Here is a 20,528-nt window from a genome sequence, read left to right on the forward strand (position 1 = left end):
CCATATTCAAATGTGGATCGATCAGGCGTCCAACACGCCAGCAATCGCGTCCTGAACCTCATCAATCTCGCCCAGACCATCAACCCAGGACAGGTTGCCCTTGGCGTGATAATAGCCGATGAGCATTGAGGTCTTTTTGTAGTACTCCATCAGACGGGTCTTGAGGCTTTCCTCATTGTCGTCCGCACGGCGTTTGAAGTCACCTTCCTTGCCGCAGTTCGAGCATTTGCCGTCCGCCGGGATCGGTTTAGTGATGTCGTTGTAGACTTCACCGCAACCGCCGCAGGTTGACCGAGCCGTGATACGTGCGACCAGAGCGTCGTCGTTCACTTCCATTGCGATGACCGCGTCCAGCGTCTCGCCGGTGCTGTCCAGCAATTCACCCAGCGCATCAGCTTGGGCCAGAGTGCGCGGGAAACCGTCAAAGATGAACCCGCCTTCAGCGCCTTGTTCCAACGTTTCGCGGATCAGGCCGATCACGATCTCATCCGTCACAAGCTGGCCCTTAGCCATCACCTCGGCTACGCGGTTGCCCATTTCGGTGCCGCTGTCTTTGGCTTCACGCAGCATGTCGCCAGTGCTCAGCTGGACCATGCCGCGGGTTTCAACCAAGTGACGCGCTTGCGTTCCTTTGCCTGCCCCCGGGGGGCCGAGAAGAATGATGTTCATCGACGAGCGGGTCCCTTCCTGCCACGTTTCTTGCCTTTGCCGCGCAGTTGGGACTTTTCGATCAGCCCTTCGTATTGGTGCGCCAGCAGGTGGCTCTGGACCTGTTGGATCGTGTCCATGGTCACAGAGACGATAATCAGAACCGAGGTGCCGCCGAAATAGAACGGGATGGCAAACTGGCCCCGAAGAATTTCAGGCAACAGACAGACCGCTGCCAGATAGGCCGAACCCAGAACAAGTACGCGGTTGACCACGTATTCTAGATACTCGGCGGTTTTCTTGCCCGGACGGATGCCCGGCACAAAACCGTTCTGCTTTTTCAGGTTGTCCGCCACATCGTCCGGTTTGAACGACACGTTGAACGTGTAGAAATAGGCAAAGAAAACGATCATCGAAGCGAAGAACAGCAGATACAGCGGCTGGCCGGGACCAAAGTTGGCCAGAAGCCAAGACATGACCGGCCCGTTGGTCGCCCCCGAAGAGAAGGTTGAGATCGTCACCGGCAGCAGCAGCAGCGAGCTGGCAAAGATCGCCGGGATCACGCCCGCTGGGTTCACTTTGACCGGCAGGTGGCTCGAGCCGCCCTCATAGATCTTCATACCGGCCTGACGACGCGGGTATTGAATATGGATCTTGCGCAAGGCGCGTTCCATGAAGACCACGAATGTAATCACGGCAATCACCATCACGATCACACCGATGATCACAGCAGGGCTGATCGCGCCCGAGCGGCCCGAAGCGAAGAACTGTGCCAAAGCGGCCGGAACTTCGGCGATGATGCCCACGAAGATGATCAGAGAGATACCGTTGCCGATGCCGCGTGCTGTGATCTGCTCACCCAGCCACATCAGGAACATGGTGCCACCAACCAAGGTGATCATGGTCGACAGGCGGAAGAACAGGCCCGGATCGGTTGCCAGATCGCCCGATTCCAACGAAACCGCCAGACCGTAAGCCTGAACGGTGGCCAAGGCCACGGTGCCGAAACGGGTATATTGGTTGATCTTCTTGCGGCCCTGCTCGCCCTCTTTCTTGAGCTGTTCGAGCGCGGGAACCATAGATGTCAGCAGCTGCACGATGATCGAGGCCGAAATGTAGGGCATGATGCCGAGGGCAAAGATACCCATCCGCCCCAGCGCCCCGCCGGTAAACATCGAAACCATGCCGCCGATGCCCTGCCCCGCTTGCTCCATGAACTCGCGCAGTGCTTGGCCGTCGATGCCCGGAACCGGAATAAAGGTGCCCAGACGATAGACGATCAGCAATGCAAGCGTGAACAGGATGCGGTTGCGCAGATCGGTGGCTTTGCCCAAAGCAGCCCAGCTTGTGTTGGCTGCCATTTGTTCTGCTGCTGATACCATAAATCGGTCTCTCTTATGCAAACACCGCCCGGAACCGTTTTCCGGCTCGGGCGGCGTCTTGGAAAACTCTGAAGTCTATGTAAGCGGGTCTTGGCCCGCTCACAAGCGCTTACTCTGCCGCAGCGGCTTTTGTGACCGTCAGTGAACCGCCCGCTTTCTCAACTGCCTCAACAGCAGATTTCGAAGCACCGGTTACTTCCAGGTTCACTTTGGCGCTGATTTCGCCTTTGGCCAGAACGCGGATACCGTCCAGTTTGCGGCGCACCAGACCGGAAGCGACCAGCGCATCCTCGGTGATCGCAGCCGATGCGTCCAGCTTGCCCGCGTCAACGAATTTCTGGATCAGGCCCAGGTTGATAACGGCGAATTCCTTGCGGTTCGGCTTGTTGAAGCCACGCTTGGGCAGGCGCTGGTACAGCGGCATCTGGCCACCTTCGTAGCCGTTGATGGCCACACCCGAACGGGATTTCTGGCCCTTGATACCACGGCCACCCATTTTACCTTTGCCGGAACCCGGACCACGGCCAACGCGGGTGCGTTTCGGGGCGGCGCCAGCATTATCGCGCAATTCGTGCAGTTTCATTTCGCTTCTCCTTAGCCGGATGTGACCCCCGAAGCGTGATGGGCCAAACGCGGCATTTCTTGGTTTTGATTCTCGTGGACACAAATCCACCGAAGCGCTCTACAGCTTTGTTCCGCAGGATGCAAGGTTTGTTGTATCGCACCACCGAAAACCAAAAGAGGCGCCAATTTGGCGCCCCTTCATCGGTGAGTGGTGGTAGCGTTACGAGCAGTATGTGTGCTCACGCGCGATGTCTTTGATATCGCAGCGACGCACACCGATGTCGTTCAGTTCCCGATCGGACAGGCTTTGCAGCTCTGCATAGGTGCGGTTGTACTCGGTGCGCAGGGCAAAACCCTCTTTGATGCGCGCAACGAGCGCTGTGATGCGGGCGGTCAGGCCAAAGCCTTCGCGAGTAAATGTTGCTGTATGTGCCATGGTTCGTTTCCTTTCTAAGCCCGAGGCGAATTCCCCGAGTGACTGTTTGCGTTCCTGTTTGGGACAGGGCTCAGATAAGGAGGCCGGGTATCGCTAACAACGGATGTTTCGGTCTATCCGGTATGCGTTGAGGGAATAGCGATACAGGAGTTTGTGCCCGTTGCGCTGAATCAGACGAGTGTCCACATTGCGGGACAGAGCGGACCTTTATGTACTTCGGCGCCATATTCTGCAGGCCAATTCTAGAACCCCATAAAACGGCAACAAAATATAGGGTCCACTAGCAATCGAACTGCTCGCACACTTATCCATTTTCTCTTTCTTGACGATAGTAATTCTCGTAAAACTCTAAAGCCAAATGCTGTAGACCTCGCGCTTTCGGTTCCTCGGCCTCTAAATGCCACTCGGGAAAAATCCATGGCGATCCAATATGCGCCGCCCCGTATCACTCGAAGCTCACAATTTGGCAGGCGTGACATTTTCAAATAGGTACTGGAACTCGCCCAACCCTTGTATGTATTTGTCCAACAAGACAACGTGTGCTCAGAAACATTGCCTGACATATGTCTCAGGCCCCATAAGTTCGCCGCTTCAAGCTGATTTACTAGAACAGGCTTACCTCTATGAACAAGGTCTAGGTTCGGTTCCCCAACATTACTTGAGTCGCCGTTCCATTAAAGTTTGCCTGATCGGTTGTTATCTCGTCACCTTGTGCAAAAGCCGTCGTGGTCCCAGATCGAGCAGCGTATTCCCACTCTGCCTCAGTCGGCAGTCTATATGCGTTTACTCCTACTTTTTCGTTTAGCCATTGCGTGTAGGCCACTGCATCCGCGTGTGAGACATCCACAACAGGATGAGAACCAGTTACCTCTGCACAAGGAGCATCTTTCTGGAGAATGCAACTCTGCGGGATATGTCCTCCGCACCCTCCATCATCCACACAGGCCATCCACTGGTCATGAGTGATCTCGTTTCGTCCCATAGCTATAGGGATATCGATCATGACCGTGTGTATTGGTCCTTCTTGATAAGCTATATAGGGGTCTTCAGGTGTAGCCATCCGCATAGGATTCGCGTTCAAGTGAACATTCAAACGAGATTCTCCCGGCGGCCCACCCATCAGAAACTTGCCGAGCGGCAATGCGATCATTTCTGGGCAAACATCGCATTCCTGAAATACTTCCAATGGAACGACGTTAGCCTCCTCTTCAAGGATGAACTCAGCCCGCACAGGAAGGGAGAAGATGCCAAGCAGACCAAGCGCGAGCATCGATTTGTTAGATAACAAGGAGTAAATCCCATTTTCGCAATTACTTTGTAGAGACAATCTCTCATTAGTTTATCAATTGCTAGCCTCCAGACATCTTGACCTACAGCCAGAATAAGATGGTTGCTGCCAAAGCAATAACTAACAGAATGGCATCCGGGCTTCGTCCGCTTTGGGCACAAAGCGGACAAACTAACTTTGAAGCACGAAAAAAGCCCCCGCTAACAACGGGGGCCTTTCAATTCTTAACAGATGCAGCGCTTAGCCGCGCTCTTCGATGATCTCGACCAGATGCGGGATCTTGTTGACCATGCCGCGGACCGAAGGCGTATCCTCCAGCTCACGGGTGCGGTGCATCTTGTTCAGGCCCAGACCGATCAGGGTTGCGCGCTGTTCGGCGGGGCGGCGGATCGGGGAACCGATCTGCTTGACGACGATGGTTTTTGCCATGGTACGCTACTCCTTACGCTTCGGCTTCAGCCGGTGCTTCGTCCCGCTTGGGCAGGATGTCAGCAACTTTTTTGCCACGACGTGCGGCAACCGAACGCGGGCTCTGCTCTTTTTGCAGGCCGTTGATGGTGGCGCGGATCATGTTGTACGGGTTCTGCGAGCCCAGCGACTTGGACACAACGTCCTTAACGCCCAGCATTTCGAACACGGCACGCATCGGACCACCGGCGATGATACCAGTACCTTCAGGTGCGGTGCGCATAACCACTTTACCAGCGCCGTGACGGCCCTCGATGTCGTGGTGCAGAGTACGACCTTCGCGCAGTTGCACGCGGATCATCTGACGCTTGGCTTGCTCAGTCGCCTTACGGATGGCTTCAGGTACTTCTTTCGCTTTACCTTTGCCAAAGCCGACGCGGCCTTTCTGATCGCCGACAACCACCAGAGCGGCGAAGCCAAAGCGCTTACCACCTTTTACGGTTTTCGACACGCGGTTGATTGCGACCAGACGATCTGCAAATTCCGGTGCTTCTTCACGGTCGCGGCCACGGCCCCGACGGTTTTCACGTTCTGCCATTTGGCATCCCTTTTCTCATGTGGCGCATCCGGCGCCGTTTTCTTCAATCCAAGTGAGCCCCGACTAACGTCAGGGCCCCCGGATCATCGGGGCAGCCGTCAAGCTGCCCGCAGGTCTTAGATCTTCAGACCACCTTCACGCGCGGCGTCGGCAACTGCCTTCACCTTGCCGTGGAACAGGAAGCCACCACGATCGAAATAGGCCTCTTCGACGCCTGCCTTCTTGGCACGCTCGGCGATGGCCGCGCCCACTTTGGTGGCCGCTTCGACGTTGTTCTTGCCAACAACACCCAGATCTTTTTCCAGGGTCGAGGCTGCGGCCAGGGTCACGCCACGAACGTCGTCGATCAGCTGAACGCTGATGTTCTTGTTCGAACGGTGAACCGACAGGCGTACGCGGCCGGCGTTGACTTTGCGAAGTTTGTTCCGAACGCGCAGGCGGCGCTTCAGAAACAGGGTTCTTTTGCTGTTTGCCATTGTCTGCGTCCTTACTTCTTCTTGCCTTCCTTGCGGAAGATGAACTCGCCCTTGTAGCGGATGCCCTTGCCTTTATACGGCTCGGGACGACGCCATTCGCGGATTTTGGCCGCGACTTCGCCCACCTGCTGCTGGTCGATACCTTCCACAACGATCTCGGTCTGCTTCGGGGCGGTGATGGTGACACCTTCCGGGGCAGTGAAATCAACATCGTGGCTGTAGCCCAGGTTCAGCTTCAGGGTGTTGCCCTGCATCTGAGCCCGGTAACCAACACCCTGGATCTCCAGCTCTTTTTTGAAGCCAGTCGTCACACCGGTTACCAGGTTGGCAACCATGGTGCGGCTCATGCCCCACTGCTGGCGGGCACGCTTGGACATGCCACGGGGGTCGATCTTGACCACGTTGTCTTCAACCGACAGCGTAACGTCGTCGGTGGCGGTGAAGCTGCGGGTGCCTTTCGGACCTTTCACTTCGATGGTCTGGCCAGACACAGAGGCGGTAACGCCGCTGGGCAGCTCGACCGGTTTTTTACCAATACGAGACATTGCAGACCTCCTTAGAAGACGGTGCAGAGCACTTCGCCGCCAACATTGTTGGAGCGAGCGTTTGCGTCCGACATCACACCTTTCGGAGTGCTGACAATCGACACGCCCAGACCCTGACGGACCTGCGGAATGTCATTGACGCCCATGTAGACACGACGACCGGGTTTCGAAACCCGCTTCAGTTCGCGAATGACAGGGGTGCCTTCGTAGTATTTCAGGCTGATTTCGATGGCCGGATGACCGTTTTCACCGGTCGTCTTTTCATAACCACGGATGTAGCCTTCGTCCGCCAGCACGTCCAGAACCCAGCCACGCAGCTTGGATGCGGGGGTGGAAACGGTGGACTTGCCGCGCATTTGCGCGTTGCGGATACGGGTGAGCATATCGCCGATAGGATCATTCATATCTATGTCTCCCTTACCAGCTCGATTTCACCATGCCGGGGATCTGACCAGCAGAACCCAGCTCGCGCAGCGCGATACGGCTGACCTTCAGCTTACGGTAGTAAGCGTGGGGACGACCGGTCAGCTGACAACGGTTGTGCAGACGGGTAGCCGAGCTGTTGCGCGGCAGTTTCGCCAGTTTCAGACGCGCTTTGAAACGCTCTTCCATCGGGCGGCTCTCGTCATTAGCGATTTCTTTCAGCTCGGCACGCTTTGCGGCATATTTGGCCACCAGGCGTTCGCGCTTCTTTTCGCGTTCGATCATTGCTTTTTTAGCCATGTCTCAATCCTCGCGGCGCTTAAGCGTTGAAGGGCATGTTGAAAGCTTTCAACAGGCTCTTTGCTTCAGCGTCGGTTTTCGCTGTGGTGGCAATTACGATATCCAGGCCCCAGACCTCGTCGACCTTGTCGAAGTCGATTTCCGGGAACACGATGTGCTCTTTCATGCCCATGGCAAAGTTGCCCTGACCATCGAAAGACGGCTTAACACCGCGGAAGTCACGAACGCGCGGCAGCGCGATGGTGATCAGACGATCTAGGAATTCGTACATCCGGTCACCGCGCAGGGTCACTTTCGCGCCCAGCGGCATGTCTTCACGGACGCGGAAACCCGCGATCGACTTCTTCGCCTTGGTTGCAACGGCCTTTTGACCAGCAATCGCAGTCAGATCTTCGACAGCAGCTTTCGCTTTCTTCGAGTCTTTGACCGCCTCAGCACCACAACCGATGTTCAGAACGATTTTCTCCAGCTTGGGCAGCTGCATGTCGTTCTTGTAGCCGAACTCTTCTTTCAGAGCGGCACGGATGGTTTCAACGTACTGAGCTTTCAGACGCGGGGTGTAGGTTGCGGAATCAAGCATCGATCACGTCCCCTGTGGTCTTGGCGAAGCGCACCTTCTTGTCACCTTCCATGCGGAAGCCAACGCGGGTTGCTTTGCCGTTTTTGTCCAGCAGCGCCAGGTTCGACAGTTGGATCGGGTTTGCCTGAGGCAGACGACCACCTTGCGAAGTTTGCGACTGACGGGTGTGACGGATGGCAATGTTGATGCCTTCGACAACAGCTTTACCGGCTTTGGGGTCAACCGAGGAAATGGTTCCCTCTTTGCCCTTGTCCTTGCCGGCCAGCACGACGACCTTGTCGCCTTTGCGGAGTTTAGCAGCCATGATTACAGCACCTCCGGAGCCAGCGAGATGATTTTCATGAAGTTCTTGCCGCGCAGTTCGCGAACAACGGGGCCAAAGATACGGGTACCGACTGGCTCGTTGTTGTTGTTCAGGATGACGGCGGCGTTGCGATCGAAACGGATCGCTGTGCCGTCTTCGCGACGGACTTCCTTGGCGGTGCGTACGACGACGGCCTTGCGGACGTCCCCTTTCTTTACGCGGCCGCGCGGGATGGCTTCCTTCACCGAGACGACAATGATGTCGCCGACGGAGGCGTATTTACGCTTGGAACCACCCAGGACCTTGATGCACTGAACTCGGCGTGCGCCGGAGTTGTCAGCGACATCCAGATTGGTCTGCATCTGGATCATGTGGTTTCTCCCGACCTGTGGGGGCTGGTCTGATTAGATCCCCCAGGGTTTCGACAAATGGGAAAATCCCGGAAGCTTACGCTTCCAGAACTTCCCAACGTTTCGTCTTCGATTTCGGCGCGCATTCGATGATGCGTACGGTGTCGCCGACCTTGAAGGCGTTCTTTTCGTCATGAGCCCGGTATTTCTTGGACTTACGAACGGTTTTGTGCAGCAGCGGGTGCTTGAAACGACGCTCAACCGAAACGGTTACGGTTTGCTCGTTGGCGTCGCTGGTTACCACGCCGGACAGGATACGCTTGGGCATAGGATTACTCCTCCGATGCCGCAGCAGCGGCCTTTTCGTTCAGAATGGTTTTGACGCGGGCAGCGTTGCGGCGGGCCGCTTTGATACCAGCAGTGTTTTCCAGCTGACCGGTTGCCTGTTGAAAGCGCAGGTTAAAGCTTTCTTTCTTCAGGTTGGCCAGTTCCTCGCGGAGCTGGTCCGGGGTCTTGTCACGCAGTTCTTGGGCGTTCATCGCCTTTTTCCTTTGCTCAAAACACCAGAAGGCCCCGTACACGGGTCACCTTTGACCTGGTGGATGAATGATAGACATACGAATCGCCCGACAACGCCGGGAGATCGCAAGATGCCGCCGTATAAGGGTTTGAGGGTTGGGTGGCAAGAGGAAGTTTGAAAGACTCCAATCTTCCAGCCCTTTTACGATTCGAGCGATCGGAGTCTATCTGCAAGTTGCGTGTCCAACTCCGTGCACAGTTTATCAAAGTCGATGAGATGTTGGAGTTTTCGACTGTGATCTTGGTGGAATTTATCAGCGTCTCCCCGAGTCAACTTAACGTTTTGCCAGTAATGTAGGCTTTGAAACTGATAATGGTTAATCTGGAAGGTCTCGTTGTCAGAGATCGTGCGGCATGAATCCGCGCCGCGTACATAGTGTACCCCGATATCCCCTAGTTTTTTCGGGACTGACGTCCTCACAAGGTACTTTCGCCATTTGTGTGGGCTCAAACCGGGTTTTCGTTTGACCAGATTTTTTCTCAAGCTGTTGGGATGTTCTTTGTGACCTGAAGTACCAAAGACCGTCCAGTTCGCATAAACAACGTCCACATCGTCAAATTGCTCCAACGCATCAACCAGCTTGGCCCCATCTTTGCAGAACCAAAACTCATCAACGTCAGCAACCAACATCCACTCAAACAACTGCGGAACCTGAAATTTTTGGAATGCCTCCCAATAATGAGCCACTTGCTTGTGTTTTTGGGGGAGACTGACAACTTCTACGAAACCAGAACTTAGGAAGCTCGAAATTACTTCCATCGAGTTGTCTGTACTTCCGTTATCGATAAGAAATACTTTGTCGGCACCCTGCTGTGCGTAGTGCTCGACCCACTCGGCCAAATTCAAGGCCTCGTTTTTTGCTGTTCCAAGTACGCAAAGGCGGTTCTTGTTGGAGTTCTGAGTTTTAGCCTTGGCAAGCTCATTCCTACGAACCTTTCTCCTATGATTCCAGAACCTGGCCCAAAGATACAGATTGTTGAGTTTGTGAAGTATTGTGCTCGAACTCATCTTGATCACGTACAATCTGGATGTTTAATGAAAAATGCTCGCGCCTGAGGTAACTGTCATCACTCCCACTTGTAGTTAAAGCTGACACTGATCCGCTCATCCTCGGCCATGTTCATCGGCACCTCGTGGCGCAGCCAGCTTTCCCACAGCAGCACATCCCCCACCTGCGGCTTCATATAGATGAACGGCTGCAAATCCCTCCGCCCGCCTTTAACGCGCGTCGGCGCAGCCATCATGCGACCCGAGCGGGGATCCTCCAGCTTCAACGCACTCGCCCCCTCGGGCATCGCCACATAGGTCGTGCCCGAGATTACGCTGTGCGGGTGCAGGTGGCTGGAATGCAATCCGCCCTCGGGCAGGATGTTGATCCACAGGTCTTCCAGCTTCAACGCGCCCTCACCCAGATCGAACTCCAAATCCTTGGCAAAAGCGGCGACGTGCTGATCCAAGGCAGCGACCAGATCGGCGAAAATCGGGAACCGCCACGGCAGGTCGGTCAGCGAAGCATAACTGGTATAGCCGGGATAGCCGTTCTCTTCGCACCATTCCTGCCCAGCCTCATCATCCTCGGCGATAACAAGGCAAGAGCTTTCCAATTCCTGAGCGTCGATCTTCGGATCGAACTCGGAAAGAGACGCGCGGTAGAGACGGGTTACGAAGAGTGATTCAATCTGTGCCATGGGCCGGGCATACCGCAGTGTTTTCTACAAGGCCAGTCGATTAGCTTTTGACGGGTCCTTTGCCACAGCGGGGAATTGGGCGGCCGCCATCAGCATAGGCGAGGCACAGTACGATCTCATCCGGTTTCGGCGCGTCTGGAATGTTCAGCGTCATAGTGTCGAAATGGTCGAACGACCACGGGTTATCTTTATGCCCCAGTGGCAGATCAATCGCGCAACCCGGCGCGCCTAATTTGGCATTCGAGGGGATAACCGCCTCGCCTCCGCCCGCCGCCGCGCGCATGGGAGCACCGAGTTTGGGGTGGATCACCGCCCCGCCCTGTTCAAGATCGCCGTTCACGCCGATGATCGCTGCCTTACCGTAGGATACCGGCGCACCGTCCAGTTGGGATATCGCTTCGGATGCGAGGACCGGGCCAAGAAGCGCACCAATCTCAAACAACTCTGAAAGGTCATCCGAGAACCGTCCAGCCAGAGGGTTCATGAACACCGCCAGAGCAGCAACCCGGCTTATCGGATCACTGGGCTGGCCCAACTGATCAGTGGTTATGATTTCCTTGATGAACATCTTTTTGCGCAGCTGAACCATAGGGCCCTCCCATTTCTACCGGGCAGCCTAGGGGCGCGATAGGAAGAGGTCGACGGTTTTTGCGGCCCTTAACTTCACAAGCGCAACAGAAAACCCCCGCCGGCTTCCCGACGGGGGTCAATCTTGTCACGAACGGGGTTGCCCCCTGATCGCTTACCAGTCTTCGCGAACCACGACGCGAGTCTTGATCGGCAGCTTCATCGCGGCCAGGCGCAGGGCCTCACGCGCGATGTCGTCATTAACGCCGTCGATCTCGAACATCACGCGGCCAGGCTTGACCTTGCAGGCCCAGCGGTCGACCGAACCTTTACCTTTACCCATACGAACTTCGATCGGCTTGGCCGTGACCGGAGTGTCGGGGAAGATGCGGATCCAGACACGACCCTGACGCTTCATGTGACGCGTCATGGCACGACGTGCAGCTTCGATCTGGCGTGCAGTTACACGCTCAGGCTCAAGAGCTTTGAGGCCGTAGGTGCCAAAGTTCAGATCAGAGCCACCCTTGGCGAGACCCTTGATCCGGCCTTTGTGCATCTTGCGGAATTTAGTACGCTTTGGTTGAAGCATATCTTTCCCTCCTTAGCGACGACCGCCACCAGCACCACGAGGTGCAGGGCCGTCCTGGAGTTCCTGTGCTTTACGGTCACGTGCCTGCGGATCGTGCTCCATGATCTCACCTTTGAAGATCCAGACCTTGATCCCGATGATCCCATAGGGGGTCATCGCTTCGGCATGTGCGTAATCGATGTCGGCACGCAGGGTGTGCAGAGGCACGCGGCCTTCGCGGTACCACTCGGTCCGTGCGATTTCAGCGCCGCCCAGACGACCAGCGACGTTCACCCGGATACCCAGGGCGCCCATGCGCATGGCATTCTGAACTGACCGCTTCATTGCACGACGGAACGAAACACGACGTTCCAGCTGCTGAGCGATGGACTCGGCAACCAGCTGCGCGTCAAGCTCGGGCTTGCGCACTTCGACGATGTTCAGGTGCAGTTCGCTGTCGGTCATGCGAGCAAGCTTTTTGCGCAGAACTTCGATGTCTGCACCTTTCTTGCCGATGATGACACCGGGACGTGCAGTGTGGATCGTAACGCGGCACTTCTTGTGCGGACGTTCGATGATCACACGGGCAACACCGGCCTGCTTGCACTCTTTGTTGATGAACTCACGGATCTTGAGGTCTTCCAGCAGAAGATCACCGTAGTCCTTGGTGTCGGCGTACCAGCGGCTGTCCCAGGTGCGGTTGACCTGCAGGCGCATGCCGATCGGATTTACTTTATGACCCATTAGGCTTGCTCCTCAACTTGACGCACCTTGATGGTGATCTCCGAGAACGGCTTCATGATCTTGCCGAAACGGCCACGGGCACGCGGGCGACCGCGCTTCATGACCAGGTTCTTGCCAACCCAGGCTTCGGCAACGATCAGCTCGTCAACGTCCAGGTTGTGGTTGTTCTCGGCGTTGGCGATTGCGGACTGCAGGCACTTCTTGACGTCCTGCGCGACACGCTTGTTGCTGAAAGTCAGGTCGGTCAGAGCCTTCTCAACTTTCTTGCCGCGGATCATTTGCGCAACTAGGTTCAGTTTCTGCGGGCTGGTACGGAGCATGCGGGTTTTCGCCATTGCTTCGTTTTCAGCCACGCGGCGGGGGTTCTTTTCCTTGCCCATGACTTACTTCCGCTTCGCTTTTTTGTCTGCGGCGTGGCCATAATAGGTACGGGTCGGCGAGTATTCACCGAACTTCTGACCGATCATGTCTTCCGAGACGTTTACCGGGATATGCTTCTGGCCGTTGTACACACCAAAGGTCAAACCCACGAACTGGGGCAGAATGGTGGAACGACGCGACCAGATTTTGATGACTTCGTTGCGGCCCGACTCGCGCGCTGCTTCGGCTTTTTTCAGCACGTAAGCATCGACGAAAGGACCCTTCCAAACAGAGCGAGACATGGATTAACGTCCCTTCTTCTTGGCGTGCCGCGAGCGGATGATCAGCTTCTGGGACGCTTTGTTCTTGTTGCGGGTACGCTTACCCTTGGTGTCCTTACCCCACGGCGTAACCGGTGTACGGCCACCCGAGGTACGACCTTCACCACCACCGTGCGGGTGATCGATCGGGTTCATTGCAACACCACGAACCGACGGACGAACGCCTTTGTGGCGCATACGACCGGCTTTACCGAGGTTCTGGTTCGAGTTGTCGGGGTTGGACACGGCACCAACGGTGGCCATGCATTCCTGACGGACCATGCGAAGCTCGCCCGAGCTCAGACGGATCTGAGCGTAGCCGCCATCGCGACCAACGAACTGAGCGTAAGTACCGGCCGCACGTGCGATCTGACCGCCTTTCCCAGGCTTCATCTCGATGTTGTGGACGATGGTACCGATAGGCATACCCGAGAACGGCATCGCGTTGCCCGGCTTGATGTCGGCCTTGGCGGATGCCACGACTTTGTCACCAACAGCCAGACGCTGCGGAGCCAGGATATATGCCTGCTCGCCGTCTTCGTATTTTACCAGTGCGATGAATGCGGTCCGGTTCGGGTCATATTCGATCCGCTCGACGGTTGCCGCGACATCAAATTTGTTCCGTTTGAAGTCAACGATCCGGTAGAGACGCTTTGCGCCACCGCCGCGGCGGCGTGAAGTGATCCGTCCGGTGTTGTTCCGGCCGCCCGACTTGGTCAAACCCTCAGTGAGAGACTTGACCGGACGTCCTTTCCAAAGCTCCGAACGGTCGATCAGCACCAGCCCGCGCTGGCCCGGCGTCGTCGGCTTGTACGACTTGAGTGCCATGCTTTCTGTCTTCCGTTTAGCAAGTGCAGGGAGTTTCCCCGCTATGTGATAGGCCCCCGTAGGTGCCAAGGGTATAGGGCCCCGAAGGTCCCCGGTTACAAATATCAGAGGCCCCGGAACGAATCCGAGGCCGCAAGATTGGGAGCATGTAACAGGGTTGGGGGGGGGTGTCTAGCCCTCGTCAAACGCTTTTACGAACGTCCTAATAACATATTGAGCAACCCGGTGAGCGTCATAAACATCTTTAAAAGTTGCCGAAGTCAAACGTTCATGTGCATAGTCATTACGCCATTTGAACAAGTTACTATAGCTACCCTTTAAGTCCTTGCGAAACCTCCGCTCTACGACTTCTCGGTTGTCTTTGAGCAGCCGATCGTATGTGGTTTTCTTTTTTTGCGAAGCAGGGTCATTCCACTCATCCAACCCAAATTTCGTCGCATAGCTTCTCAGGTCATCCCAGCGGATTCTCGCATTAGTCTTTGCAAGGTCGTTTTCCACATGAGCTTGAAACTTTGGATGGAAACGCCCTGAGTAGTCCACTAGAGTCTCTCTAACTATGCCTTCATAAGTAGCAATAATTGTTACAGAGAACATCCCAGCAAGCTCGTTCCTGGTTCGCCTTTCAGAAGCAGTTGCCTGACCAGCCAGACCATCCAAGCTGCGCGCAAGATCGCGAATGTGCTTAAAGTTCGCCTCAACTGAGTCACGCATCTGGGTTCAAGATTTCCAATGCGATTTCACGCCGAGAACGAACTTGCTCCAGGCTCGTAGTATTTGACGTAGAAGCTTCGACGAAGGGCTCATCCTCAATTAGTCGCCGATAGTCGTCTTCTGTTAGTGTAACCTCGTCGTCTGCCTCAAGAAGTACGCCCATCACGGCTTCAAGCGTTGCAGCGTTCAGCAGGCCACGCGGTCTAAACGGTTTCTCAATAGCCTCGCTAGAAATTTTGGCCGCCCTACGAAAAGCGGTCACGAACTTTTTCGCACGGTCGCTGTCAAATGATCTGTTTTCGGCCATTTGTGTCGACAGAAAATCCTTCATTGGTGGCCTGTAAGCTTCGATGTTCTGGAAAAGAGAAAACAATCGCAAAATCAACTCAATGTCTCGTTGCTTTGGGTCCGGATCCACTTTTCCAAAGATCTTTCTCCAATTGGCATCAGCATTCAAATCCTCTAGTGCCGCAATTATTGGGCCGCGATATACAGCGTTCCGAATTTCCTGCGAGTTTAGGGCTTGTCCACCTGTATTTAGCCTCTCAAATATATGATAGACACTTTCTGGTTGGTCTTGATCGGGCGTAAGCTGCTTCACCGTCACGCCACGCAAGCTCGAGTTCTTTAACTTCCGCTTCACTCGGTCTTCCAAATCGTCGAACGACTTACCTTCCAAGTCTTTTCTTTGCTCTAAGCCCGTAAGCCTGAAGACCTTCCTGTTGCCCGCGGCATTTGCTGGACCAAAATAACCCTCAAAGAAATACGCGATGGACGTAATACGTTGTTGACCATCAATGACTTCCAACTGTCCTTCTGAGTTCTCGTAGAAAAATACCTGTGGAACAGGGAGGCCAATCACAAAAGACTCGATTAACGTCGATGCACGACGAATATCCCAAACATACTTTCGCTGATAATCTGGGATAACAATGTCTTCAGACCGAAACATCGTCGCCAGTTGATCCAAACTCCAATCTGTTGCCGTTACGACAATATTGAACTCAACAGTTGAGGTTTCTGTCCCTGCATCGACGCTGTCATCGGTTTGCATATCCGCTTCGGTGTCTTCAGACATCAGTAATTCCTTGATTTTTATCACTTTGGAATATGGATACCGAAAGGTTCCAGAAACGAAAAGCCCCCGCTTTCGCGAGGGCTCCTATTTTCTCTCCACAAACGTGAACCGATCAGAGACCGGTGGACATGTCGATGGTGTCACCCTCTTCTAGGGTCACACATGCCTTTTTGGCGTCTTTCCGACGGACCAGCTTCACCCCAAAGACCGCCTGCGGCACAGCGGCTCGGACTCCACCGCGAGCCTCTGCTTGAGTTTGATATGCCCCAGCACCTCGCGAAAGGCGCGGTGTTTGGGTTTACTTTCCAGAAAATCCGCCAGTTTGAGCAGGTTGATCGGGTGCTTCGCAATCAACGCCTCGATCTGCTGCAGGGCGTCATCCAACTCATAGTGATCCACGTACTGACAGGCAACCTGCGTGGGCGTCAGCAGGCAGTAGTCCTGCGGGCGTTTCTCGGTATAGCGCGCGATATCGAAAGGCGACGCGCCGAGGGCGTGGAACTTGGGGATGCGCACGCGCATATCGGCCTCGGCGTGCTCCAATACCGTGCCCGAGGTCTGGCGGAACCCCAGCGGACCAAGTTTGCCGACCACATGGCGACGCATCGCCGGAGAAATCATGTCCACATCCGCCCGGTCGTATTTCAGATCATCGAACACCGACAGCAGTCCCAGCTTTTCATCGGCAATCTGGAAATAGGGCTCGGCACTGAACGCCCGCATCTGCTCCAGCAACTGCGCACGCACAGTTTCAGGGTCTGAAACGAAATCGGCCCCGGCGGGTTGATCCGCCGAGGCCGTGAATAGTCGCAATAAGCGTCGGATCAAAGACCGGTGCTCACGTCGATGGTGTTGCCCTCTTCCAGGGTCACATATGCTTTTTTGACGTCTTTCCGGCGGCCCAGCTGGCCGCGGAACCGCTTGACCTTGCCTTTGGTCACGGTGGTGTTCACCGCTTTGACCTTCACACCAAACAGCGCCTCAACGGCCTCTTTGATCTGCGGCTTGTTGCTGTCGATCGCCACTTCAAAGACAACCGCGCCGTTCTCAGAGGCCATGGTCGACTTTTCGGTGATGATCGGCTTGCGGATCACGTCGTAGTGTTCTGCCTTCGCGCTCATTTCAGACGAGCCTCCAGTGCTTCGACAGCCGCTTTGGTGAGCACCAGGGTGTCACGCTTGAGGATGTCATAGACGTTTGCGCCCATCGACGGCAGGATATCCAGACCTTCGATGTTCTTGGACGCTTTCAGGAACCCTTCGTTCACGGTCGCGCCGTCGATGACCAGAGCACGTTTCCAGCCCAGGTTTGCAACCTGCTTGGCCAGAGCGGCAGTCTTGCCTTCGGCTTCGGCGTTCTCGATCACAACCAGTTCACCTGCCTTGGCTTTTGCCGACAGAGCGTGGCGCAGGCCTAGCTTGCGGAACTTTTTGGGTAGGTCGTGGCCGTGCGAACGAACGACGGGGCCTTTGTAGATACCACCACCACGGAAGATCGGCGCGTTACGGTCACCGTGCCGTGCGCCACCGGTGCCCTTCTGGCGATAGATCTTCTTGGTCGAGTAGCTGGTTTCCGAGCGGGTCTTGACCTTGTGGGTGCCGGCCTGCGCATTGTTGCGCTGCCAACGGACCACACGGTGCAGGATGTCCGCGCGCGGCTCCAGGCCGAACAGGTCTGCATCCAGCTCGATGTTGCCGGCTTTGCCGCCGTCCAGTTTGATTACATCAAGTTTCATGCTTCACCACCTTCCGCGGTAGCTTCTTCCGCAGGTGCTTCGGTTGCAGCCGATTTCACAGCAGCCGGGAAAGGCAAGCCTTCCGGTGCTTTCTTCTTCACGGCGTCCTTGACGGTGACCCAGCCCGATTTCGGTCCGGGAACGGCGCCTTTGATGAAGACCAGGTTCCGGTCGGCGTCAGTTTTGACAACTTCCAGGTTCTGGGTGGTTACACGGGCAGCGCCCATGTGACCGGCCATCTTCTTGCCTTTGAAAACCTTGCCCGGGTCCTGACACTGACCGGTCGAACCGTGCGAACGGTGGCTGATCGAAACACCGTGCGAGGCGCGCAGACCACCAAAGTTCCAACGCTTCATCGCACCGGCAAAGCCTTTACCGATCGAGGTGCCCGAAACGTCAACTTTCTGACCTTCCAGGAAGTGTTCTGCCGAAATCTCGGCACCCACTTCGATCAGGCCATCTTCCGACACACGGAACTCGGCCAGCTTACGCTTGGGCTCAACCTTGGCAGCGGCGTAGTGACCGCGCATGGCTTTCGAGGTGCGTTTTGCCTTGGCAGCACCGGCGCCCAGCTGAACAGCGGTGTAGCCGTCTTTGTCAGCGGTACGCTGTGCAACAACCTGCAGGTTGTCCAGGTGAAGAACGGTCACAGGGATCTGCTTGCCGTCTTCCATGAACAGGCGGGTCATGCCAACTTTTTTTGCGATAATACCAGAGCGCATAATCTATACCCTCCGATCTTACGACTGCAGCTTGATCTCGACGTCCACACCAGCAGCGAGGTCGAGCTTCATCAGCGCGTCAACGGTCTGGGGGGTCGGATCAACGATGTCGAGCAGACGCTTGTGCGTACGGATCTCGAACTGGTCGCGGGATTTCTTGTCAACGTGAGGGCCACGGAGAACCGTGAACTTCTCAATCTTGTTCGGCAGCGGGATCGGGCCGCGCACGTTCGCGCCGGTCCGCTTGGCAGTGTTGACGATCTCTTGCGTGCTGGCATCCAGAACGCGATAGTCAAATGCCTTCAGCCGAATACGGATGTTTTGGCTTTGCATATTAACAGCCTTTTTTAGGCGTTGAGGTTGAGAGGAGGACAGACGCGCATCGCCAACCCTCTTCGAACCCAAAAGGCGGGAATCACCCCGCCTTGACGTTCTTGTTGAGAACTCGCGCGTATTAGTGGGGTTGGTGTGGTTTGGCAAGGGGTAATTGACCCAAGCCCATGAGGTATGCCTATCAGTATCAGCGATTCCCAGCGGAAAGCAAATTTCGAAACAGAAGCATCTATTGAAGAACCTGTCCCAGCTGTTTCAAGCGAGCTTGTGGCAAGGCCAAACGCTGTGCCAAGGCAACATTACCTTCCAACAACGCCAGACAAATTTCCTCTTCCAGTTGGGTTGCAAGTTGTAGCACCAATACTGCCGCCTCAGCTTTCGTCGTACTCTCACTAATTGTAAGGTTTCGGCTCGAATTGTTCGTCGAGATATGTGGCATCGTTTTTATCCTGATTGATCTAGCAATTCAGTTTACACTTGGCAGAGGACCGATGCCGTTGACTTATCGTTGTTTTATCGTTGAGTTTGAGAGATCGCATTGGAGGCGTGCATGGGGCAATGGGTGCTGAATCTGAACGATGGCAAGCTGTCATCGGAACAGGGAAATGCGTCGCTGTCTCCGAAGGCGACCGATATTTTAGCTCTTTTGGTAGCCAAACCCGGCGTTGTGTTGTCTCGCGAGGAGATACTTCACGCAGTCTGGAAAGACCTGCACGTGAGCCCGGATCTGGTACGAGAGTATATTTTTGAAATTCGAAAAGCGCTTGGCGACAAGGCTAAAGACTCGCAATACATAGAAGCGGTGGGGCGGCGCGGTTTCCGTTTGATCGGTCAGATCTCTGTTCAGTCTGGCGAAGACATATCTTCATTTCACCGACGCCGAAATCTTCAACCGGACACATTGCCGACAGTAAAGTTCTGCCAATCATATGACGGCACATCCATCGCACACACGGCATCGGGTGAGGGTTACCCATTGCTAATTTCCGGGAGTTGGATGACACATCTGGAACAAGACTGGCAGAATCCAGCGTATGGCGACTATATTCGACACCTGTCGCAAAATTTTTCTTTAATTCGGTATGATCAGCGTGGCAACGGCCTGTCGCAATGGGCCAATGTTGACATTAGTTTCGACCGAATGGTCGACGATATGGAAGTGGTGGTCGACGCTTACGGCTTTGAAAAAGTCGCAATACTGGGATTGTCGCAAGGCGCATCTGTGTCTGTCGCATACGCACTCCGCCACCCTTCGCGAATTTCACACCTGATCCTTAGCGGTGGATATCCACGTGGGCGAAGACAACGTGGCAACAGGATGGAATTTGAAGAAAGCGAGGCCCTCGTACAACTTATCCGTACCAGTTGGGGAAACGACAATCCCGCGATACGACAGATTCTGACTACGATGTTCATGCCGGACGCCACCAAAGAGGAAACGCAATGGTTCAACGAGTTTCAAAAGCTGTGTGGCCCTGCGGAAAACATCGCGCAGTTTCGGGCGCTTTTTGACGATATTAATGTGTCCGGTCTTTTGCCACAGGTCACCGTGCCAGCATTGGTCATCCACAGTGATAGAGATGCAGTTGCCCCACTTTCCGAGGGAAAATTGCTGGCGTCCAAAATTCCAAATGCACTATTCGTGCAATTGAACAGCCCGAACCACTTGCTCTTTGAGGCCGAACCAGATTTCACGAGAATGATCGCCAGTATCCGCGATTTTGTTGAAGTCCCAAACAACTAGAAACAACAAGTCATCGGCAGAAGTATGTGTTGTTTCCGCACCGTTATTTCAAACAAAAAGGGCGCCCCAAGGGACGCCCTTTCTGTCTGATCATTCGCTTGCGCGAATTATTCAGTGATTTTCGACACAACGCCGGCGCCGACGGTGCGGCCGCCTTCGCGGATCGCGAAGCGCAGGCCCTGCTCCATCGCGATCGGCGCGATCAGCTCAACGCCGAACGACACGTTGTCGCCAGGCATGACCATCTC

The 20,528-nt window shown here is 55.2% G+C and carries 34 protein-coding genes and 2 pseudogenes; 1 reads left to right on the forward strand and 35 read right to left on the reverse strand.

Features of this window, described 5'->3' with window-relative positions; all coding sequences use genetic code 11:
• Positions 1–21: 21 nt before the first annotated feature.
• The 34 genes and pseudogenes from AC2FJ6_RS12680 to AC2FJ6_RS12845 all read right to left on the reverse strand — a co-directional run bounded on the left by AC2FJ6_RS12680 (position 22) and on the right by AC2FJ6_RS12845 (position 18,975).
• Positions 22–669 (reverse strand): adenylate kinase, encoded by a 648-nt coding sequence (locus AC2FJ6_RS12680; RefSeq protein ID WP_496669235.1) that lies wholly within the window; start codon positions 667–669, stop codon positions 22–24.
• Positions 666–2,030 (reverse strand): preprotein translocase subunit SecY, encoded by a 1,365-nt coding sequence (gene secY, locus AC2FJ6_RS12685; RefSeq protein ID WP_170773630.1) that lies wholly within the window; start codon positions 2,028–2,030, stop codon positions 666–668. The genes AC2FJ6_RS12680 and secY overlap by 4 nt, the downstream gene beginning before the upstream one ends.
• Positions 2,031–2,139: 109 nt before the next feature.
• Positions 2,140–2,613: a 50S ribosomal protein L15 gene (rplO, locus tag AC2FJ6_RS12690; RefSeq protein WP_170773628.1), complete on the reverse strand. Its 474-nt coding sequence runs from the start codon at positions 2,611–2,613 to the stop codon at positions 2,140–2,142.
• Between the two features lie 201 nt (positions 2,614–2,814).
• A complete protein-coding gene (locus AC2FJ6_RS12695) occupies positions 2,815–3,030 on the reverse strand; it encodes a DUF1127 domain-containing protein (protein ID WP_170773626.1) in 216 nt (71 codons plus the stop codon).
• A 242-nt stretch (positions 3,031–3,272) separates the two neighbouring features.
• Positions 3,273–3,608 (reverse strand): annotated as a pseudogene (locus tag AC2FJ6_RS12700) (formylglycine-generating enzyme family protein); the annotation flags it as partial.
• Between the two features lie 56 nt (positions 3,609–3,664).
• Entirely contained in the window at positions 3,665–4,318 is a 654-nt protein-coding gene (locus tag AC2FJ6_RS12705; protein ID WP_170773624.1) for a formylglycine-generating enzyme family protein, read from the reverse strand.
• A gap of 240 nt (positions 4,319–4,558) precedes the next feature.
• Entirely contained in the window at positions 4,559–4,747 is a 189-nt protein-coding gene (gene rpmD, locus AC2FJ6_RS12710) for a 50S ribosomal protein L30 (protein ID WP_074736195.1), read from the reverse strand.
• Positions 4,748–4,760: 13 nt separating this feature from the next.
• Positions 4,761–5,324: a 30S ribosomal protein S5 gene (gene rpsE / locus AC2FJ6_RS12715; protein WP_170356677.1), complete on the reverse strand. Its 564-nt coding sequence runs from the start codon at positions 5,322–5,324 to the stop codon at positions 4,761–4,763.
• A gap of 116 nt (positions 5,325–5,440) precedes the next feature.
• Positions 5,441–5,800 (reverse strand): 50S ribosomal protein L18, encoded by a 360-nt coding sequence (gene rplR / locus AC2FJ6_RS12720; RefSeq protein WP_170356678.1) that lies wholly within the window; start codon positions 5,798–5,800, stop codon positions 5,441–5,443.
• 11 nt (positions 5,801–5,811) lie between these two features.
• A complete protein-coding gene (gene rplF, locus AC2FJ6_RS12725) occupies positions 5,812–6,345 on the reverse strand; it encodes a 50S ribosomal protein L6 (RefSeq protein WP_170456135.1) in 534 nt (177 codons plus the stop codon).
• An 11-nt stretch (positions 6,346–6,356) separates the two neighbouring features.
• Positions 6,357–6,749, reverse strand: a complete 393-nt coding sequence (rpsH, locus tag AC2FJ6_RS12730; RefSeq protein ID WP_068340741.1) for a 30S ribosomal protein S8 — start codon at positions 6,747–6,749, stop codon at positions 6,357–6,359.
• A 13-nt stretch (positions 6,750–6,762) separates the two neighbouring features.
• The gene (rpsN, locus tag AC2FJ6_RS12735) at positions 6,763–7,068 is read right to left on the reverse strand and encodes a 30S ribosomal protein S14 (RefSeq protein ID WP_068340744.1); all 306 of its coding nucleotides are present in this window, start codon (positions 7,066–7,068) and stop codon (positions 6,763–6,765) included.
• Positions 7,069–7,087: 19 nt separating this feature from the next.
• On the reverse strand, positions 7,088–7,648 hold the full coding sequence (rplE, locus tag AC2FJ6_RS12740) for a 50S ribosomal protein L5 (protein WP_170755578.1): 561 nt from the start codon (positions 7,646–7,648) through the stop codon (positions 7,088–7,090).
• Positions 7,641–7,952, reverse strand: coding sequence for a 50S ribosomal protein L24 (gene rplX / locus AC2FJ6_RS12745; RefSeq protein ID WP_170356681.1), 312 nt, complete (start codon positions 7,950–7,952; stop codon positions 7,641–7,643). Before rplX ends, rplE begins: the two co-directional genes overlap by 8 nt.
• 2 nt (positions 7,953–7,954) lie before the next feature.
• Entirely contained in the window at positions 7,955–8,323 is a 369-nt protein-coding gene (rplN, locus tag AC2FJ6_RS12750) for a 50S ribosomal protein L14 (RefSeq protein WP_008757934.1), read from the reverse strand.
• A gap of 76 nt (positions 8,324–8,399) precedes the next feature.
• Positions 8,400–8,630, reverse strand: coding sequence for a 30S ribosomal protein S17 (gene rpsQ, locus AC2FJ6_RS12755; RefSeq protein WP_152459158.1), 231 nt, complete (start codon positions 8,628–8,630; stop codon positions 8,400–8,402).
• 4 nt (positions 8,631–8,634) lie between these two features.
• On the reverse strand, positions 8,635–8,841 hold the full coding sequence (rpmC, locus tag AC2FJ6_RS12760; protein ID WP_010437082.1) for a 50S ribosomal protein L29: 207 nt from the start codon (positions 8,839–8,841) through the stop codon (positions 8,635–8,637).
• A 182-nt stretch (positions 8,842–9,023) separates the two neighbouring features.
• Positions 9,024–9,890 carry a glycosyltransferase family 92 protein gene (locus tag AC2FJ6_RS12765; protein ID WP_170773622.1) on the reverse strand — a complete coding sequence of 289 codons (867 nt, stop codon included), beginning with the start codon at positions 9,888–9,890 and terminating at the stop codon, positions 9,024–9,026.
• Between the two features lie 59 nt (positions 9,891–9,949).
• Positions 9,950–10,570 (reverse strand): 2OG-Fe(II) oxygenase family protein, encoded by a 621-nt coding sequence (locus AC2FJ6_RS12770; RefSeq protein WP_496669237.1) that lies wholly within the window; start codon positions 10,568–10,570, stop codon positions 9,950–9,952.
• A 40-nt stretch (positions 10,571–10,610) separates the two neighbouring features.
• Positions 10,611–11,159, reverse strand: coding sequence for an amino acid synthesis family protein (locus AC2FJ6_RS12775; protein ID WP_170773618.1), 549 nt, complete (start codon positions 11,157–11,159; stop codon positions 10,611–10,613).
• A 153-nt stretch (positions 11,160–11,312) separates the two neighbouring features.
• A complete protein-coding gene (gene rplP, locus AC2FJ6_RS12780) occupies positions 11,313–11,726 on the reverse strand; it encodes a 50S ribosomal protein L16 (protein WP_058283513.1) in 414 nt (137 codons plus the stop codon).
• A 12-nt stretch (positions 11,727–11,738) separates the two neighbouring features.
• Entirely contained in the window at positions 11,739–12,449 is a 711-nt protein-coding gene (gene rpsC / locus AC2FJ6_RS12785; protein ID WP_008758042.1) for a 30S ribosomal protein S3, read from the reverse strand.
• Positions 12,449–12,829 (reverse strand): 50S ribosomal protein L22, encoded by a 381-nt coding sequence (gene rplV, locus AC2FJ6_RS12790; protein WP_039538267.1) that lies wholly within the window; start codon positions 12,827–12,829, stop codon positions 12,449–12,451. The genes rpsC and rplV overlap by 1 nt, the downstream gene beginning before the upstream one ends.
• A 3-nt stretch (positions 12,830–12,832) precedes the next feature.
• Positions 12,833–13,111 carry a 30S ribosomal protein S19 gene (gene rpsS, locus AC2FJ6_RS12795; protein ID WP_005980699.1) on the reverse strand — a complete coding sequence of 93 codons (279 nt, stop codon included), beginning with the start codon at positions 13,109–13,111 and terminating at the stop codon, positions 12,833–12,835.
• Between the two features lie 3 nt (positions 13,112–13,114).
• Positions 13,115–13,957: a 50S ribosomal protein L2 gene (gene rplB, locus AC2FJ6_RS12800; protein WP_008757664.1), complete on the reverse strand. Its 843-nt coding sequence runs from the start codon at positions 13,955–13,957 to the stop codon at positions 13,115–13,117.
• Between the two features lie 171 nt (positions 13,958–14,128).
• Positions 14,129–14,668 carry a HEPN domain-containing protein gene (locus AC2FJ6_RS12805; protein WP_170773617.1) on the reverse strand — a complete coding sequence of 180 codons (540 nt, stop codon included), beginning with the start codon at positions 14,666–14,668 and terminating at the stop codon, positions 14,129–14,131.
• Positions 14,661–15,746 carry a DUF262 domain-containing protein gene (locus AC2FJ6_RS12810; protein ID WP_170773616.1) on the reverse strand — a complete coding sequence of 362 codons (1,086 nt, stop codon included), beginning with the start codon at positions 15,744–15,746 and terminating at the stop codon, positions 14,661–14,663. The genes AC2FJ6_RS12805 and AC2FJ6_RS12810 overlap by 8 nt, the downstream gene beginning before the upstream one ends.
• Positions 15,747–15,858: 112 nt before the next feature.
• A pseudogene (locus AC2FJ6_RS12815) lies at positions 15,859–15,939 on the reverse strand (50S ribosomal protein L23); the annotation flags it as partial.
• 2 nt (positions 15,940–15,941) lie between these two features.
• A complete protein-coding gene (locus AC2FJ6_RS12820) occupies positions 15,942–16,574 on the reverse strand; it encodes a hypothetical protein (protein WP_170773615.1) in 633 nt (210 codons plus the stop codon).
• Positions 16,571–16,867 carry a 50S ribosomal protein L23 gene (locus AC2FJ6_RS12825; RefSeq protein ID WP_008757532.1) on the reverse strand — a complete coding sequence of 99 codons (297 nt, stop codon included), beginning with the start codon at positions 16,865–16,867 and terminating at the stop codon, positions 16,571–16,573. Before AC2FJ6_RS12825 ends, AC2FJ6_RS12820 begins: the two co-directional genes overlap by 4 nt.
• A complete protein-coding gene (gene rplD, locus AC2FJ6_RS12830; protein WP_010437039.1) occupies positions 16,864–17,481 on the reverse strand; it encodes a 50S ribosomal protein L4 in 618 nt (205 codons plus the stop codon). Before rplD ends, AC2FJ6_RS12825 begins: the two co-directional genes overlap by 4 nt.
• Positions 17,478–18,203, reverse strand: a complete 726-nt coding sequence (gene rplC / locus AC2FJ6_RS12835; RefSeq protein WP_170773614.1) for a 50S ribosomal protein L3 — start codon at positions 18,201–18,203, stop codon at positions 17,478–17,480. The genes rplD and rplC overlap by 4 nt, the downstream gene beginning before the upstream one ends.
• 18 nt (positions 18,204–18,221) lie before the next feature.
• On the reverse strand, positions 18,222–18,536 hold the full coding sequence (rpsJ, locus tag AC2FJ6_RS12840) for a 30S ribosomal protein S10 (protein WP_008756422.1): 315 nt from the start codon (positions 18,534–18,536) through the stop codon (positions 18,222–18,224).
• Between the two features lie 229 nt (positions 18,537–18,765).
• Positions 18,766–18,975 carry a hypothetical protein gene (locus AC2FJ6_RS12845; RefSeq protein WP_170773613.1) on the reverse strand — a complete coding sequence of 70 codons (210 nt, stop codon included), beginning with the start codon at positions 18,973–18,975 and terminating at the stop codon, positions 18,766–18,768.
• Between the two features lie 111 nt (positions 18,976–19,086).
• Between AC2FJ6_RS12845 and AC2FJ6_RS12850 the strand changes: the two genes are divergently transcribed.
• A complete protein-coding gene (locus AC2FJ6_RS12850; protein WP_496669239.1) occupies positions 19,087–20,280 on the forward strand; it encodes an alpha/beta hydrolase in 1,194 nt (397 codons plus the stop codon).
• A gap of 107 nt (positions 20,281–20,387) precedes the next feature.
• Here the strand turns inward: AC2FJ6_RS12850 and AC2FJ6_RS12855 are convergent.
• Positions 20,388–20,528: EF-Tu C-terminal domain-related protein (locus AC2FJ6_RS12855; protein ID WP_480723619.1), on the reverse strand; the 141-nt coding region annotated here is incomplete at its 5' end.

Source organism: Ruegeria sp. CDSA089 (assembly GCF_059612205.1).

What these genes read in the sequence shown, in the direction of transcription:
- rplR (WP_170356678.1), bottom strand. Translation starts at nt 5,800, where the DNA reads ATGGCAAACAGCAAAAGAACCCTGTTTCTGAAGCGCCGCCTGCGCGTT.
- rplP (WP_058283513.1), bottom strand. Translation starts at nt 11,726, where the DNA reads ATGCTTCAACCAAAGCGTACTAAATTCCGCAAGATGCACAAAGGCCGG.
- rpsN (WP_068340744.1), bottom strand. Translation starts at nt 7,068, where the DNA reads ATGGCTAAAAAAGCAATGATCGAACGCGAAAAGAAGCGCGAACGCCTG.
- rpsC (WP_008758042.1), bottom strand. Translation starts at nt 12,449, where the DNA reads ATGGGTCATAAAGTAAATCCGATCGGCATGCGCCTGCAGGTCAACCGC.
- rpsH (WP_068340741.1), bottom strand. Translation starts at nt 6,749, where the DNA reads ATGAATGATCCTATCGGCGATATGCTCACCCGTATCCGCAACGCGCAA.
- rpsE (WP_170356677.1), bottom strand. Translation starts at nt 5,324, where the DNA reads ATGGCAGAACGTGAAAACCGTCGGGGCCGTGGCCGCGACCGTGAAGAA.
- AC2FJ6_RS12825 (WP_008757532.1), bottom strand. Translation starts at nt 16,867, where the DNA reads ATGAGCGCGAAGGCAGAACACTACGACGTGATCCGCAAGCCGATCATC.
- rpmD (WP_074736195.1), bottom strand. Translation starts at nt 4,747, where the DNA reads ATGGCAAAAACCATCGTCGTCAAGCAGATCGGTTCCCCGATCCGCCGC.
- AC2FJ6_RS12810 (WP_170773616.1), bottom strand. Translation starts at nt 15,746, where the DNA reads ATGTCTGAAGACACCGAAGCGGATATGCAAACCGATGACAGCGTCGAT.
- rplD (WP_010437039.1), bottom strand. Translation starts at nt 17,481, where the DNA reads ATGAAACTTGATGTAATCAAACTGGACGGCGGCAAAGCCGGCAACATC.
- secY (WP_170773630.1), bottom strand. Translation starts at nt 2,030, where the DNA reads ATGGTATCAGCAGCAGAACAAATGGCAGCCAACACAAGCTGGGCTGCT.
- rpsS (WP_005980699.1), bottom strand. Translation starts at nt 13,111, where the DNA reads ATGTCTCGCTCTGTTTGGAAGGGTCCTTTCGTCGATGCTTACGTGCTG.
- rplB (WP_008757664.1), bottom strand. Translation starts at nt 13,957, where the DNA reads ATGGCACTCAAGTCGTACAAGCCGACGACGCCGGGCCAGCGCGGGCTG.
- AC2FJ6_RS12850 (WP_496669239.1), top strand. Translation starts at nt 19,087, where the DNA reads ATGGGGCAATGGGTGCTGAATCTGAACGATGGCAAGCTGTCATCGGAA.
- rplF (WP_170456135.1), bottom strand. Translation starts at nt 6,345, where the DNA reads ATGTCTCGTATTGGTAAAAAACCGGTCGAGCTGCCCAGCGGCGTTACC.
- rpsQ (WP_152459158.1), bottom strand. Translation starts at nt 8,630, where the DNA reads ATGCCCAAGCGTATCCTGTCCGGCGTGGTAACCAGCGACGCCAACGAG.
- rplN (WP_008757934.1), bottom strand. Translation starts at nt 8,323, where the DNA reads ATGATCCAGATGCAGACCAATCTGGATGTCGCTGACAACTCCGGCGCA.
- rpmC (WP_010437082.1), bottom strand. Translation starts at nt 8,841, where the DNA reads ATGAACGCCCAAGAACTGCGTGACAAGACCCCGGACCAGCTCCGCGAG.
- rplE (WP_170755578.1), bottom strand. Translation starts at nt 7,648, where the DNA reads ATGCTTGATTCCGCAACCTACACCCCGCGTCTGAAAGCTCAGTACGTT.
- AC2FJ6_RS12845 (WP_170773613.1), bottom strand. Translation starts at nt 18,975, where the DNA reads ATGCCACATATCTCGACGAACAATTCGAGCCGAAACCTTACAATTAGT.
- AC2FJ6_RS12695 (WP_170773626.1), bottom strand. Translation starts at nt 3,030, where the DNA reads ATGGCACATACAGCAACATTTACTCGCGAAGGCTTTGGCCTGACCGCC.
- AC2FJ6_RS12805 (WP_170773617.1), bottom strand. Translation starts at nt 14,668, where the DNA reads ATGCGTGACTCAGTTGAGGCGAACTTTAAGCACATTCGCGATCTTGCG.
- AC2FJ6_RS12775 (WP_170773618.1), bottom strand. Translation starts at nt 11,159, where the DNA reads ATGGTTCAGCTGCGCAAAAAGATGTTCATCAAGGAAATCATAACCACT.
- rplX (WP_170356681.1), bottom strand. Translation starts at nt 7,952, where the DNA reads ATGGCTGCTAAACTCCGCAAAGGCGACAAGGTCGTCGTGCTGGCCGGC.
- AC2FJ6_RS12770 (WP_496669237.1), bottom strand. Translation starts at nt 10,570, where the DNA reads ATGGCACAGATTGAATCACTCTTCGTAACCCGTCTCTACCGCGCGTCT.
- rplO (WP_170773628.1), bottom strand. Translation starts at nt 2,613, where the DNA reads ATGAAACTGCACGAATTGCGCGATAATGCTGGCGCCGCCCCGAAACGC.
- AC2FJ6_RS12680 (WP_496669235.1), bottom strand. Translation starts at nt 669, where the DNA reads ATGAACATCATTCTTCTCGGCCCCCCGGGGGCAGGCAAAGGAACGCAA.
- rplV (WP_039538267.1), bottom strand. Translation starts at nt 12,829, where the DNA reads ATGGGCAAGGAAAAGAACCCCCGCCGCGTGGCTGAAAACGAAGCAATG.
- rplC (WP_170773614.1), bottom strand. Translation starts at nt 18,203, where the DNA reads ATGCGCTCTGGTATTATCGCAAAAAAAGTTGGCATGACCCGCCTGTTC.
- AC2FJ6_RS12765 (WP_170773622.1), bottom strand. Translation starts at nt 9,890, where the DNA reads ATGAGTTCGAGCACAATACTTCACAAACTCAACAATCTGTATCTTTGG.
- rpsJ (WP_008756422.1), bottom strand. Translation starts at nt 18,536, where the DNA reads ATGCAAAGCCAAAACATCCGTATTCGGCTGAAGGCATTTGACTATCGC.